The organism is Gracilibacillus massiliensis (assembly GCF_001458115.1).
Lineage (GTDB): Bacteria > Bacillota > Bacilli > Bacillales > Amphibacillaceae > Gracilibacillus > Gracilibacillus massiliensis.
The window spans coordinates 782,622-794,767 of record NZ_CZRP01000013.1 but is presented as its reverse complement, the minus strand read 5'-3'; the positions used below and the strand labels follow the sequence as shown (position 1 = coordinate 794,767).

11 protein-coding genes are annotated in these 12,146 nt (G+C 37.0%); all 11 read left to right on the top strand.

The genetic code is table 11. The annotated features are described in order from the left end of the window. Window positions 1-18: 18 nt before the first annotated feature. The 11 genes from BN3107_RS15750 to BN3107_RS15700 all read left to right on the top strand — a co-directional run bounded on the left by BN3107_RS15750 (window position 19) and on the right by BN3107_RS15700 (window position 11,909). A complete protein-coding gene (locus BN3107_RS15750; RefSeq protein ID WP_058308578.1) occupies window positions 19-693 on the top strand; it encodes a FadR/GntR family transcriptional regulator in 675 nt (224 codons plus the stop codon). A gap of 79 nt (window positions 694-772) precedes the next feature. Next, window positions 773-1,525, top strand: coding sequence for an ABC transporter ATP-binding protein (locus BN3107_RS15745; RefSeq protein ID WP_058308577.1), 753 nt, complete (start codon window positions 773-775; stop codon window positions 1,523-1,525). A 12-nt stretch (window positions 1,526-1,537) separates the two neighbouring features. Then, window positions 1,538-2,392, top strand: coding sequence for an ABC transporter permease (locus BN3107_RS15740; protein ID WP_058308576.1), 855 nt, complete (start codon window positions 1,538-1,540; stop codon window positions 2,390-2,392). Between the two features lie 47 nt (window positions 2,393-2,439). Further along, a complete protein-coding gene (locus tag BN3107_RS15735; RefSeq protein ID WP_058308575.1) occupies window positions 2,440-3,516 on the top strand; it encodes an ABC transporter substrate-binding protein in 1,077 nt (358 codons plus the stop codon). A gap of 78 nt (window positions 3,517-3,594) precedes the next feature. Continuing rightward, the gene (gene hydA / locus BN3107_RS15730) at window positions 3,595-5,019 is read left to right on the top strand and encodes a dihydropyrimidinase (protein WP_058308574.1); all 1,425 of its coding nucleotides are present in this window, start codon (window positions 3,595-3,597) and stop codon (window positions 5,017-5,019) included. Beyond that, window positions 5,019-6,293 (top strand): M20 family metallo-hydrolase, encoded by a 1,275-nt coding sequence (locus BN3107_RS15725; protein ID WP_058308573.1) that lies wholly within the window; start codon window positions 5,019-5,021, stop codon window positions 6,291-6,293. The genes hydA and BN3107_RS15725 overlap by 1 nt, the downstream gene beginning before the upstream one ends. A gap of 46 nt (window positions 6,294-6,339) precedes the next feature. Next, complete coding sequence (locus BN3107_RS15720) at window positions 6,340-7,335, top strand: NAD-dependent epimerase/dehydratase family protein (protein ID WP_058308572.1); 996 nt, start codon at window positions 6,340-6,342, stop codon at window positions 7,333-7,335. A gap of 58 nt (window positions 7,336-7,393) precedes the next feature. Further along, complete coding sequence (locus BN3107_RS15715; protein ID WP_222860162.1) at window positions 7,394-8,347, top strand: 2-hydroxyacid dehydrogenase family protein; 954 nt, start codon at window positions 7,394-7,396, stop codon at window positions 8,345-8,347. A gap of 637 nt (window positions 8,348-8,984) precedes the next feature. Then, on the top strand, window positions 8,985-9,983 hold the full coding sequence (locus BN3107_RS15710; protein ID WP_231735439.1) for an SDR family NAD(P)-dependent oxidoreductase: 999 nt from the start codon (window positions 8,985-8,987) through the stop codon (window positions 9,981-9,983). 13 nt (window positions 9,984-9,996) lie between these two features. Then, window positions 9,997-10,725, top strand: a complete 729-nt coding sequence (locus BN3107_RS15705) for a nucleotidyltransferase family protein (protein WP_058308570.1) — start codon at window positions 9,997-9,999, stop codon at window positions 10,723-10,725. Between the two features lie 17 nt (window positions 10,726-10,742). Continuing rightward, window positions 10,743-11,909, top strand: a complete 1,167-nt coding sequence (locus BN3107_RS15700) for a nucleotide sugar dehydrogenase (protein ID WP_058308569.1) — start codon at window positions 10,743-10,745, stop codon at window positions 11,907-11,909. The last annotated feature ends 237 nt before the right edge of the window (window positions 11,910-12,146 follow it).

Here is a 12,146-nt window from a genome sequence, read left to right as displayed (position 1 = left end):
AAGGAGTGTGGTTATGGGATGAGTTTTGAGACGGTGACTGTGGAGAAGATTTCTCAGACTATTGTTACTCAAATTAGGAAGCGGCTTGTCGATGGAGAATTAAAACCTGGAGAGTCTTTGCCGTCCGAATTAAAGTTAGCGGAAATGTTTGGTGTGAGTAGGAGTTCAGTTAGAGATGCGATGCAAATATTAGAAAGTACAGGATATATAAACAGACGTAAAAAAGGTGGAACTACGATTCGAAAGGTAACTTTTGAAGATATAGCAAATATTTATATACCTAAAGCGGAAAAGGATGCACTATATGATTTACTTGAAACGCGAGAAGTGTTAGAAACATCAGTAGTTCAATTTGCCATAAAAAGAGCAAATGAACAAGATATCGATGAGTTAGAAAAAACAATTGATTGGATGATTGAAAAACCTGATCAAGCAGCTGAGGCAGATATTGTATTTCATATCACATTAGCGCGTATTAGTCAGAATCAAGTGATGTTAAATATTATTAAATCTTTAGAGGAGATTATGAATAAATTGCAGGAAAAAACGATTTATTATCCTGGAAGAATAGAAGAGATCGTAACAGAACATAAACAAATAGTGGCAGCAATCAGAACAAAAGATGAAAAATCAGCAGAACGATATATGAGACTGCATATTCAGAAGATTGGTGACATATTGGAACATGTTTAAAATCAGCATTGAAAATTAATATGTCAGACAATAAGACATAAAAAGAAAACATTAAAAGGTTAGGAGAGGTGAATGACGAATGAACTTAACAATTGAAGAAGTCAATAAATCATTTGGGGAAAAGGAAGTTCTTAAAAATGTCAATCTTCAAATAAACCCCCACGAGATTATCTGTGTTTTAGGGCATAGTGGATGTGGAAAATCTACATTGTTGAATTTAGTAGCTGGTTTTTTGAAAGAAGATACCGGTGCAATAAAAGTAGATGGCGTTCCTATTGATGGTCCTTCAAAAGCTCGTGGAGTCGTTTTTCAAGACCATGCTCTTTTTCCTTGGTATGACGTGATTACCAATATAGCATTTGGTTTGAACGTCCAAGGAGAAGAAAAAGCAAAAGCTATTGAAAAAGCAAGAGAATATCTAGTTTTAGTAGGATTAGAAGAGTATGAGAATCATTATCCTGATGAACTTTCTGGTGGGATGAAACAACGAGTTGGTATTGCCAGAGCGCTTGCGAGTGGACCAGATATTTTATTAATGGATGAGCCCTTTGGAGCACTTGATATATTAACACGTGATATTATGCGTAAAGAATTGCTTCGTATATGTCAAGAGCTACATCCAATGGTGATATTTGTAACCCATAGTATTAGTGAGGCTATTCATTTAGGGGATAGAGTAGTGGTCATGAAAGGCGGTGAGGTTGCAGGTGATTTTGAAGTAGGAATTGACCATCCAAGAATGTATGAACACCCACGTTTTAGTCAGTTAATGACTGAGATTGAACAAATTTTGATGGGTGAAGAAGAATTAATGCAAGTCATTAGAGATTAAGGAGGGGAATATATGAAACCATCAACGGTGATAAATGCAGGGCCAGTATCGAAAAAAGAAAAAATAAAGAAAAAACCTAATAATTTTAATATTATGATACAAAAAGCTTTGCCTATTATCCTATTTTTTCTGGTATGGGAAGCATTTGGAAGAATAAATCAAGATTTTAATTGGATTAATCCTCTCTTTTTACCGCCACCGACGCTCATTTTGCAAGATGGCTGGATATTAGCACAAACAGGTATCATTACAAGCAGTATTATTGCCAGCACACTTAGAATTTTAGTTGGATTTGGTTTGGGGTGTATTTTTGCAATAGCTGTTGGTGTTATTATGAGCCAATTTAAAGTGGTGGAAAATTGGGTAGCTCCCATTATTAATTTGGTTGGACCTATACCTGCTTTAGCCTTGCTTCCACTTTTTATCATTTGGTTTGGAATTGGTGAGTTTCCGAAAATATTGCTAATCGCTTGGTCTACCTTTATTCCAGTGTTTATTTACACCTTAGACGGTTTAAAATCGGTGAACTCCACTTTAGTAAGATCAGCGCTCAGTCTAGGCGCCAATCAAAGGCAAATATTTACCCGAGTAATCATACCTTCAGCTATTCCGAATATTTTAGTTGGAATTGAAGTGAGTTTAGGTCTTTCATTTTCTGCACTTGTTGTTTCTGAAATGATGGGAGCTGAAACAGGTCTAGGATATATCATTGTGGATGCAAGAAACTATTTTAAAATATCCAATATGTTTGTGGCGATTATCTTAATAGGTATAGAATATAGCATATTTGCTTATTTAATAAAAAAGATTAAAGAGAGAATTCTATTTTGGCGTCAAGGTGGAGCAAATGAAGCAATAGAAGGATAGTTTTTAATTAAAATTTACAGAAAATTCTGAATATTGATGGAGGGTTTATGTTGAAAAATTTAAAATGGCAATATCTGATAATTATTGTGATGATGACGTTGATGGCTTGTAGTAATAATACCAATACCTCTGAAGCGCAATCACCACCAGGGGATCAGGAAGAAAGTGAAGAACTCGAGATGAGTGAATTAACCCTAATGGGTGTACGTGATCCACAAATATCTGCAGCACAGATTATTGCAGATGAATTAGGCTATTTTGAGGAAGAAGGCTTGGACGTAACGAATCATTTAATTGAAAATGGGCCGGAAATGGGATCGATGATTGCCGGGGGGAGTGCTCCGATAAGTCTTATGTCCAATTTTCTATCGATTACGCTAAAATCATCGGATGTCCCGATTAATGTTGTAGCGGTGTTAGACCAAATGGCAGGAACACAGGCAATGGTCGGATCGGAAAATCTTGAATTAGAAAGTGCAAAAGATTTGGAAGGCTTAACTATTGGAATGCCCAATGGAGCAGAAGTGAGATATGCCATTGAAAGCATGGGGGAAGAGCTTGATGTTGATGTCGACAAAATCAATTTCGTTAATATTGGTCCAAGTGATGGACTGGCAGCATTACAACGAGGTGACCTTGATGCATTAGCTGCATGGGAACCATTTATCACAAAGGGAACACAAGCAGGTGGTGAATTTATTCTTAGTGGCAGAGAAAGTAATTTACCAGAATTAAAAGGAGATGTTAACTGGTTAAGTGTTCATTCTACTTTGATGGCTACCGACGAATTTTTAGCGGAAAATCCGAATACGATTAAGGCGATCATTCGTGCATTAAAGAAAGGAACAGACTATATTAATGAAAATAGAGAAGATGCCATAACCACTCTCGCTCCTATCTTGAGATTAAGTGAAAGTGAGTTAAAGGAAATTATGAATCGTAACGTCTATTCCATGGAAGTTGATAACACGTATTGGAATGAAAGTAATAGTGAAGGGATTATGGATTACTTTATGAGAGTAGGAAATATTCAGTCAAAACCAGAAGTGACATCTTATCATGATTTTAGTTTATTACAAGAAGTTTTTCCAGACTTAATTACGGCAGATGAATTACAAAACTAACACAATTTAATCAAACACTTTAAAGGATAGGGAAGTAATCTGAGGTTGAAGTCTTAGAAAAAAGGAGAATTCATTCATATGACTACAAAAGTAATAAAAAACGGCATTATTGTAACACCTGTTCATCAATATAAGGGCGATATTTTAATTGAAGATGAGATCGTAAAAGCAATCGGTAAAAAAGGTGAATTTGCTGCAGTAAAAGCAGAATTCATCGATGCTGATGGTTTATATGTCATCCCTGGTGCTGTTGATGAGCATACACACATGTCGATGCCAAGTCCTGATACTTATTCCATGCCATGGGAAACCGAGACCATTGCAGCAGCGGTAGGTGGAACTACAACGATAGTAGACTTTGCCATTCAAGAAAAAGGAAAAACCTTAACTGAGGCAATTGATACATGGAAGAAAAATGCGAATAACAATACGGCAATAGATTATAGCTTGCATATAGCGATTACGGATTTAAATGAAGATATCATCGCGGAAATACCTTCCGCGGTGGAACAAGGTGTTACCACTTTTAAACTATTTATGGCCTATAAAGATGACAAAATGGTGGATGACGCAACTCTTTACCGTGTGTTAAAGCAATCGAAAGAGGTGGGCGGGTTAGTAATGGTTCATGCTGAGAATGGAGATGTCATCTCTATATTACAAGATGAATATGTAAAAAGTGGTAAAACGGAACCCTTTTATCATGCGATTACACGACCTATCGAAATCGAAGCAGAGGCAACCAGAAGAGCTATAGCTTTGGCTAACATAACAGATGCGCCAATTTTTATCGTACATGTATCTGGTGAGGAACCAGCTGAAGAAATTCGAAAAGCACGGATGAATGGTCAAGCAGTCTTTGGAGAAACTTGCCCACATTATTTGTTTTTAGATGATAGCTATCTTCAGCTACCAGGTTTTGAGGGTGCAAAATATGTCTGTTCACCTCCTCTTAGAGAGAAGACACATCAGCAGAAGTTATGGAATGCTATTGCAGATGGAACATTACAGACAATCGGTACTGACCATTGTTCATTTAATTATAAAGAACAGAAACATAGAGGAATCGATGACTTTTCCAAAATTCCTAATGGCGGGAATGGAATAGAGAATTGGCTTCAAATGTTATATTCCTATGGTGTGAAGAAAGAAAATATGACAATTGAAAAATTAGTGGAATTGACAGCTACTAATCCAGCGAAATTTATGGGATTATTTCCGAAGAAAGGTACTATTTCGGTCGGTAGCGACGCAGATATTGTTTTATTTGATCCCAATAAAAAACATACGATCAAAGCCGAAACACAATTGCAAGGAAGTGATTATAACTTCTACGAAGGCTTTACTATTGAAGGTAGTGCCCAACATGTCTTTTTGCGCGGTGAGCATATCGTGAAGGATGACAAATATATTGGACATCTCGGGCAAGGACAATTTATAGAATCCAAGCCATATGGAGCAGCATATGATTCCATTCGTACAAATGATAAAGGGGTAGTGTAATGAAAATTAACAAAAGGCGTTTACAAGAACACTTTGAAATAATATCAGAATACGGAAAAATAGGTGAAACAGGTTTATGTCGTCCAGCTCTTTCAGAGATTGAGAAAGAAACATTCCAGCTTGTTTCTAAATGGATGCAAGAGGCAGGCATGACAGTACGAATAGATAATGCAGGAAATCTTATCGGGAGATTAGAAGGGGAAAATCCGGATGCACCTATATTGATGATTGGCTCTCATCTTGATTCCCAGCCATATGGTGGGCGGTTTGATGGTACCTCAGGCGTATTAGCAGGCGTAGAAGTTGCTATGACCATGAAAGAACAGAATGTAGTACCAGCATCACCAATAGAAGTAGTGTCCTTTTGTGATGAAGAAAGTTGGCGTTTTAAGAAAGGTGTGTTCGGTTCCAGAGCAATGGTGGGGCAAATAGATCCAGAAGAATTAGAACGTAAGGATAAAGATGGAATTTCCAGAAAACAAGCCTTATTAGACTTTGGATGTAACCCCGATAAATTGGATGAAGTGGTTTATCCTGATGGTGCAATTGGGGCGTTTCTCGAAATGCATATTGAACAAGGCCCATCTTTAGAGGCGCAAAACAAACCGGTCGGAATCGTGTCAGCCATCGCTGGACCAATGTGGTTGACTGTGACTTTGAAAGGATTTGCAGGTCATGCAGGGTCCGTCCCAATGGATATGCGTCAGGACGCATTGTTAGGAGCATCTAGAATGATAGATGAGATCAATCAGATTGTAAGACACGATCCTCACACTCCAACAGTGGCAACCGTTGGTAGTTTACAAGTATTCCCGGATTCTCCTAATATAATTCCGGAGAAAGTCGCCTTTTCTATCGATCTACGCGATATTGATTTGAAAAGACGAAATAATATAGAAGAACAAATTCGTTCCATGATTCACCAAGTATCGAAAGATTGTCATCTGACATATCACATCCAAAAAGATACAAATCTAGATCCAGTAAGCTGCGCTGAATGGATCCAGAATATAATGGTAGACGAAAGCGAGAAAAAAGGATGGAAGAGTCCAACAATGGTAAGCGGACCATTCCACGACGCAGTGGTTATGGCAAATACATGTGATATCGGAATGATTTTTGTTCGGTGTAAGGACGGGATTAGTCATAATCCTGCAGAGTTTGCAAGTTATGAAGATTTAGCGCAAGGAACAGAATTGTTATATCATACGGCGATAAGTGTCTCTGCGAAAATAAATGAGCAAGTAATATCTAAAACGTTAACTTCCAGATAGATTTTGATTCAATTTACAAATAATAAGGTGTAAGGAGGAAGGTTTTATGGCTGTTTTAATCACTGGTGGATCAGGATTTGTTGGTATTAATATTATTGAAAAATTGCTGGATGAGAACCTTAATGTAGTAAATTATGCTACATTTCCTGTTCCGGAAGAAGCAGAAATTTCGTTTGAAAGAAGGCAAGGTACATATCAATTTATGGAGGGGGATGTATTAGACGCCACTTCATTAGATGATGTAATGGAAAAATATGATATTAGTATGGTGATTCATGGGGCAGTCATCACACCTGATTTTAAGCAAGAAAAGGCGAACAGCAAGCACATCACTAATGTTAATTATATGGGAACGATTGAAGTACTGGAGGCGGCAAGGAGACACCAAGTGAAAAAATTCATCTATATAAGTTCGGTTTCGGTATATGGAGACGCCGCCTTTGAAGATGAAGTCTTGCATGAAACACAGTCAGTGCCAATTCCTCGAACCTTGTATGAGATTACTAAGTATGCAGCCGAGAGTACTGCATTAAGATATAAGACATTATTCGGCATGGAAGTGATGGTTACAAGAGTGGGCCAGGTATTTGGACCTTGGGAAAGGTATACAGGGATCAGGCATACTCCCTCTGGTCCTTTCCAAGCAACTAGAAATGCTCTATTAAACCGAGAAATAAAGATGCCAAGACCTGGTGTGCGAGATTGGGTATATAGTAGAGATGTAGCAGAAGTAATTTGGCGTCTTTTACAAAAACATACTTATCAATATGATATCTATAACATTGGACCTGGCCACCAGTGGACCATTGAACAATGGTGTGACTTACTCCAACAAGAAATACCAAACTTAACCTATTCAGTTGCAGCACAAGAGGATATGAATATAGATTTTTTTGTTCCAGTGGATGCAGGAATGTTAGCAATTGAAAGATTGAATGAAGATCTTGACTTCCAGCCGCAATATAGTATGGAGGAAGCTTTTAAAGATTATATGGAATGGATAGCAACTACAAGTGATTTTTGGTTGTCAGAATCAACATAACACCTGTTTAATTTTTCTGAAAAATACTATTAACTTAATCAGCAAGGATGTGTATATAGTGTCAAAAATATTTATTTCAGGGGAAATTCCTCAAGTAGGGTATGATTTACTTTCTGATCATCAGGTAAACATTTATGATAAAGATGTTTTGATAACAGAAGAAGAATTAATAGCAAATGTCAGAGAAGCCGATGCTCTACTTTGTCCACTTTCAACAAAGGTTTCAAAGAAAGTAATCGATGCAGCACCAAATCTACAAATGGTCGCTAATTTTGGTGCGGGATATGATAATATAGATGTTGCTGCAGCGAAGCAAAGAAATATAATGGTGACAAACACTCCTGAGGTGTCAACAGAAGCAACAGCCGAATTGGCAATAGGTTTGTTGCTGGCATTGTCAAGACGCATTGCAGAAGGAGATCAATTGTGTAGAACGACAGGCTTTAATGGTTGGGCTCCATTGTTTTTTCTTGGAAGAGAACTAACGGGAAAAAAGCTTGGTATAGTGGGGATGGGGAAGATTGGTCAAGCAGTAGCAAGACGTGCTAAGGCTTTTGGTATGGAGGTTTATTATACAAGTAGAACTAGAAAATCTCCTGAGATAGAACAAGAATATGAAGTTTCATACTTGGATTTTGATGAGTTACTTCACACTTGTGATGCTATTTCTGTCCATACTGCCTATAACAAGGATACCTTCCATCTATTTACCAATGAAAATTTCAAACAAATGAAAAAAGAAGCATTTTTCCTTAATTTATCAAGAGGTCCTGTCGTTAAGGAAGTTGATTTAATCGAAGCTATACAAAAAAATGAAATTGCAGGTGCGGCTCTTGATGTTTTTGAATTTGAGCCGAATATAACAGACGAGCTGAAATCACTGAAGAATGTAGTGCTTACACCACATATTGGTAATGCGACCATAGAGACTAGAAATGCGATGGCAAAACTATCCGTAGAAAATATGTTGAAAGTTCTAGAAGGAAAACCAGCATTAACCCCTGTTTATTGAACGGAAAAGTAGACGCTTAGAATTCTGTATGAAGAAAGGTTAACGTATAGTTTTAAGTGTTGGAAGTAAAAAAAGGGTGTTCCAAAAGTCTAACTTTTGGTGACATCCTTAGAAGATAATTTTTATTGGTATAATTAAAGTACCACCAATAACTAGACAATCGTAACAATTTTTAAGATAAATAATCAATTGATCAAGGGTCAACCTCTTGCTGGCAATAAAAAATCTTGAAAAATTGTAATATAAAAGTGAATAACCAATGATAATGTTCAACTCCTTAAACTCCTCACTATCAGTCTAATAAAATGATCAAGTATCCTACTGTTTATCTATACATGATTTGCCACATGAAAATTTATACCCTCTATGTTTACAACAAACAAAAGTAAGAATCCTTAAATTTCCACTAATTGGTTAGAAAATCAGGATTATTACTAGTGTCATTACATTTTCTCCTTAGTCTTCAAATATAATTAACTAATGCATAATAATTGATTAATATAACTTTATATAATGGGGGAATATTCCATTAGTTGGTGTTTCTTATAGGTGTGTGTGCTATAATAAGTGTGATATCTCACCATATTAAATGCGTATGGAAAAGAGGACTTTTAATTTGAATAACCCTAACATATCAATGTGTGTAGTAACTGGGTCAGCTGGTTTTATTGGCTATCATCTATCTAAACGGCTATTAGAACAAGGTGCGAAAGTTGTTGGCGTCGATAATCTTAACGATTACTATGATGTGACATTGAAAGAGACGCGATTAAACAGTTTGCAAATACATAATAATTTTACGTTTATTCATGCGGATATTTCTGACAAATCAAAAGTAGAGTCTATTTTTGCAGAATATCGACCAAATGTAGTCGTGAATTTAGCAGCACAAGCGGGGGTTCGTTATTCAATTGAAAACCCTGATGTATATATGCAGAGCAATGTGATTGGTTTTTACAACATATTAGAAGCTTGCCGTCATTATCCGGTCGATCATTTAATTTATGCATCATCGAGTTCTGTCTATGGTGCCAACAAAAAAGTTCCATTTGAAGAAACAGACGTTGTCGACCATCCAATCTCTTTGTATGCTTCAACGAAGAAATCAAACGAATTAAGCGCCTACACGTATAGTCATCTTTATGGAATTCCAACGACAGGTTTACGTTTTTTTACGGTGTACGGACCAATGGGTAGACCAGATATGTCCTACTATATTTTTGCGAATAAATATTTTGCAGGGGAACCGATTCAAATATATAATAATGGTGATTTTGAAAATGACTTATATCGTGATTTTATTTATATTGACGATATCGTAGAGGGAATTATGAAAGTAGTGCCAAGAATTCCAAGTGGTAACGTACCACACGACCTATTTAATATTGGGAATAATAACCCGCAAAAATTAATGGATTTTATTACATTATTAGAAAAGGCATTTAGTAATACGTTGGGAAGCCATATAGAATTTATCAAAGTATATCAACCAGTTAAACCTGGAGATCTACCTAAGACGTATGCATCAACAGAACGTTTACATAAAGCAGTTGGTTTTCAACCGAAAACATCGATAGAAAAAGGACTACAGCATTTTGCTGATTGGTATGTTGATTACCATAACTTGAAAACGTAGTGGAGGGAAGTAGATGAAATGTATTATTCTCGCGGCAGGCTATGCAACACGACTTTATCCACTTACGAAATATAAAGCCAAACCCTTATTAGAAGTGGCGGGAAAACCGATATTAAATCATATTATCGAAAAGGTCGAAAAAGTAACCGAGATTGACGAAGTTTTTATTGTCACCAATGAGAAATTCACACCAAGCTTTGAGGAATGGGCGAAAGAATACAGTGGAGAGATACGGATCACGGTGATTAATGATCATACCACAACCAATGACAATCGCTTAGGTGCTATTGCGGATATCGAATATGTAATTAAGCAACAAAAAGTAGACGAGGATATCATGGTATTGGCTGGTGATAATCTGTTTGAGTTTGAACTTGTTGATTTTGTCGATTTTTATCATCGGGTGCAAGCAGATAGTATTACGACCCATGAACTAAACGATATCGAGGAAATGAAAAGAACAGGAATTGTTGAAGTGAATGAGGGTGGAGTGGTAACTTCATTTGAAGAAAAGCCGGAAGCACCGAAATCGAATTTAGCGGTACCACCTTTTTATATTTATCAACAAGAGACATTAACGTTGATTTCCGAGTATTTACAAGAAGGAAATAATCCAGATGCACCGGGGTATTTTATCCCGTGGTTGATTCAACAAAAACAAGTATATGCCTTTCCATTTGAAGGGTTAAGATATGATATTGGCACGATTGAAAGTTATCAAAAAGTTCAGGATTTATTTTAAGGAGGAGAACAGAGAAAATGAAAATAGCAGTAGCGGGGACAGGCTATGTTGGATTATCGAATGCGATCCTATTAGCGCAACACAATGAAGTAGTAGCATTAGATATTATTGAAGAAAAAGTCGAGATGATTAATAACAAGAAATCACCAATTATCGATAAAGAAATTCAACATTACTTAGAAACAAAGGAATTAAATTTAATTGCAACAACCGATGTTGAAAAAGGCTATCAGGATACTGATTTTGTGATTATTTCGACACCAACAAATTATGATCCAGATCAAAATTATTTTGATACAAGCAGTGTCGAGAATGTCATCGAAACGGTACTAGACATTAATCCAAATGCCGTGATGATCGTGAAGTCAACAATTCCAGTTGGTTACACGTTAGAATTGCGCGAAAAGTATAAGACCGATAATATTATTTTCTCACCAGAATTCCTACGTGAAGGCCAGGCATTGTATGATAACCTTTATCCATCACGAATTGTGGTCGGTGAACGGTCAGAGCGAGCTCAAGTTTTTGCTGGATTATTGGCTGGAGGTGCTATTAAAGAGGATATCGACATCCTTTTTACCGATTCCACTGAGGCCGAAGCAATTAAGTTATTTGCCAATACCTATCTTGCGATGCGAGTAGCCTTTTTTAATGAATTGGATTCGTATAGTGAAGTACGCGGCTTAAATGCTAAGCAAATTATCGAAGGTGTCGGATTAGATCCTCGGATTGGTTCACACTATAACAACCCGTCATTTGGATATGGTGGTTATTGTTTACCAAAAGACACGAAGCAATTGCTGGCAAACTATGAAGATGTGCCTAATAATATTATGGCAGCGATCGTGGATGCGAACCGTACGCGTAAAGATCATATTGCCAATTCGATACTCGACAAAAATCCGGATGTTGTCGGTATCTACCGTTTAACAATGAAAACCGATTCGGATAACTTTAGACAATCGGCTATCCAAGGCGTTATGAAACGAATTAAAGCGAAAGGTGTAGAAATCGTGGTCTATGAACCTGCTATGAAAGAAGAAGAATTCTATGGTTCACGAGTAGTGAAAGATTTTGCTGAATTTAAAGAAATCGCAGACGTGATTGTCGTTAATCGATTGACGGATGATATTAAGGATGTACGGGATAAGGTTTATACGAGGGATTTATTTAGTCGGGATTAATTTGGGAAGGGGATTTGCCTCCTTCTCTTTTTTTGTTTGTAGGTGTTCTGTTGACGGGAATTGTTGTGTTGTTCACGGGAATTGATCTACTGTAGACGGGAATTATCGCTCGCTTCACGGGAATTAATGTTAATTCCCGTGAAGATGGCGCAGATTCCCGTGAAGCGGAGGTTAATTCCTGTTAACAGGAGCAGAATTCCCGTGAGGGATTTCAAATTTAAGATTGGATTACTATCT

What these genes read in the sequence shown, in the direction of transcription:
- BN3107_RS15735 (WP_058308575.1), top strand. Translation starts at nt 2,440, where the DNA reads ATGTTGAAAAATTTAAAATGGCAATATCTGATAATTATTGTGATGATG.
- BN3107_RS15725 (WP_058308573.1), top strand. Translation starts at nt 5,019, where the DNA reads ATGAAAATTAACAAAAGGCGTTTACAAGAACACTTTGAAATAATATCA.
- BN3107_RS15700 (WP_058308569.1), top strand. Translation starts at nt 10,743, where the DNA reads ATGAAAATAGCAGTAGCGGGGACAGGCTATGTTGGATTATCGAATGCG.
- BN3107_RS15720 (WP_058308572.1), top strand. Translation starts at nt 6,340, where the DNA reads ATGGCTGTTTTAATCACTGGTGGATCAGGATTTGTTGGTATTAATATT.
- hydA (WP_058308574.1), top strand. Translation starts at nt 3,595, where the DNA reads ATGACTACAAAAGTAATAAAAAACGGCATTATTGTAACACCTGTTCAT.
- BN3107_RS15705 (WP_058308570.1), top strand. Translation starts at nt 9,997, where the DNA reads ATGAAATGTATTATTCTCGCGGCAGGCTATGCAACACGACTTTATCCA.
- BN3107_RS15740 (WP_058308576.1), top strand. Translation starts at nt 1,538, where the DNA reads ATGAAACCATCAACGGTGATAAATGCAGGGCCAGTATCGAAAAAAGAA.
- BN3107_RS15750 (WP_058308578.1), top strand. Translation starts at nt 19, where the DNA reads ATGAGTTTTGAGACGGTGACTGTGGAGAAGATTTCTCAGACTATTGTT.
- BN3107_RS15745 (WP_058308577.1), top strand. Translation starts at nt 773, where the DNA reads ATGAACTTAACAATTGAAGAAGTCAATAAATCATTTGGGGAAAAGGAA.
- BN3107_RS15710 (WP_231735439.1), top strand. Translation starts at nt 8,985, where the DNA reads ATGTGTGTAGTAACTGGGTCAGCTGGTTTTATTGGCTATCATCTATCT.